Consider the following 1,594-nt stretch of genomic DNA (forward strand, 5'->3'; position numbering starts at 1 on the left):
GCGGCAAGGGCTGCTGCGTGCCCCTGCCGCGTCGCGATTCAGGCTTTCAACTGGCGCAGGCCATCGGACAGCAGCCACAGGGCGCGATTCAGGCGCACGCTTTGGTCGATGCCCTGCACGGGCCGGGTGGTCTGGCGGCGGCCATTCGCGGCGCGGGCGGACAGGCCGCCTTTGGTCAAGTTCTCCTGCGTGCGGTTGAACACGCTCCACAGGTCGCGGCGGTCGTCGTCATGGCGGCGCGGCATCAGGATTTGCGATTCCGTGATGGGCGCGGGCTTGTCCTCGTCGTACTTCAACGCCAGCGCAGCGCGGGCGAACACTTCCGATTCCCCAGCGTCGAGCGTGATAGCGCGCATGGCATCGCGCGATTCCTGAGCCCGGTCGAAGCCGTGCAAGACTTCGTATGCGCCTTCGATCACCTGTCCGGCCACGTCGCCCTTGTGAGGCACGCGCACGTCGGCCACGGTGTCGCCGCAGACAAGGCCATTGCTGCAAACGAAACGAAACATCCCGGCCAGCATCTGATAGCTGCTGGTGCCGTCATGGGAGTTCAGCAGGATGATTTCGTTGGCCTCGCGGCCGTTGATCTGGCTGGCGTGGCGCAGCCGGATCATGTGCTTGGTGTAGTCGCGGCGGTCGTCGTGGCGCACGCGGGTCTGCGTCACCATGAAAGGCTCGAAGCCTTCCCCTCGCAGTTCTTGCAGCACGGTGGCGGTGGGGATGTAGCTGTACCGCTCGGAGCGGCTTTCATGCGGAGCCTCGGCGAAGATGGACGGGGCCACGGCCCGGATTTGGTCGTCGGACAAGGGACGTTCCGAACGCAGCACCGGGGAACGGGAAGCGAAGCGGGATGCGAGTTGCATGGCATTTCTCCTGACAAAGAAAAAAGGTTTGCTGTTCACACCGCACACCGGATTCCTAGATTCGGAGCCCAGCCTTTCGGCTGTTCGGTGCGGTCGGCACCAGGAACCCGGTTGGCCCTGTTGCCACCGTCTTTCCTGAGTTCATCGCCCGCGACGGTCAGGAGCGCGCGAACGGGTGCCGTCAAGGAGGCAAGCGCAGGGTTGGGGCGGCCCGCAGCGAAGCGAGGACACGGCCCTGCGCGCCTTGACGGCACACGGGCGCGGGCTACAGGCGCGGACAAGGTGATGAAGTCAGGGGAGACGGCTGGACATGGCAACGGCCACTCCACACGCCGACAGCACGGCAAGCGAAGCGCGCAGGCCCGAAGCTGGAAGCCGGGCCGGAGGCGTCAGCCGAGCGGAGCGAGGGAACGATGGAAGCCCGAAGGGGCGAGACGCCGCAGGCGGCTCGATGCGCTGTGCGCACGACAGCGCGACCGGCCATCTCCCAGGTGGCCGGGGACGCCCAAATCGCAGTAGGCACCTGAAAGCCAATCGGTCGACGAAGACTCGGGTACCGACAAGCCCGCCTTGGTTAAATACGCTGCGCAGCGTCTTCAATAACAGGGACGGAGCATGAGTTCACTCCAGACAACAAACCCGCAGCAAGCCTGTGAGGCCATCCTCATCGAAGGAAAGCGCTACAACATCGAGCACGGCATCCTGCCCAGCGAGAACGCCGTCGCCGGACC

At 65.3% G+C, this 1,594-nt stretch carries 1 protein-coding gene; it reads right to left on the minus strand.

Features of this window, described 5'->3' with window-relative positions; all coding sequences use genetic code 11:
* Positions 1-38: 38 nt before the first annotated feature.
* Positions 39-863 carry a DUF932 domain-containing protein gene (locus KVS69_RS18170; protein ID WP_217539402.1) on the minus strand — a complete coding sequence of 275 codons (825 nt, stop codon included), beginning with the start codon at positions 861-863 and terminating at the stop codon, positions 39-41.
* Positions 864-1,594: the final 731 nt, after the last annotated feature.

This window comes from Stenotrophomonas sp. GbtcB23 (assembly GCF_019091045.1).
In the GTDB taxonomy this organism is placed as follows: Bacteria; Pseudomonadota; Gammaproteobacteria; order Xanthomonadales; family Xanthomonadaceae; genus Stenotrophomonas; species Stenotrophomonas rhizophila_A.

Excerpts from the sequence above, each read along its gene's own strand:
- KVS69_RS18170 (WP_217539402.1), bottom strand. The coding sequence starts at position 863 with ATGCAACTCGCATCCCGCTTCGCTTCCCGTTCCCCGGTGCTGCGTTCG.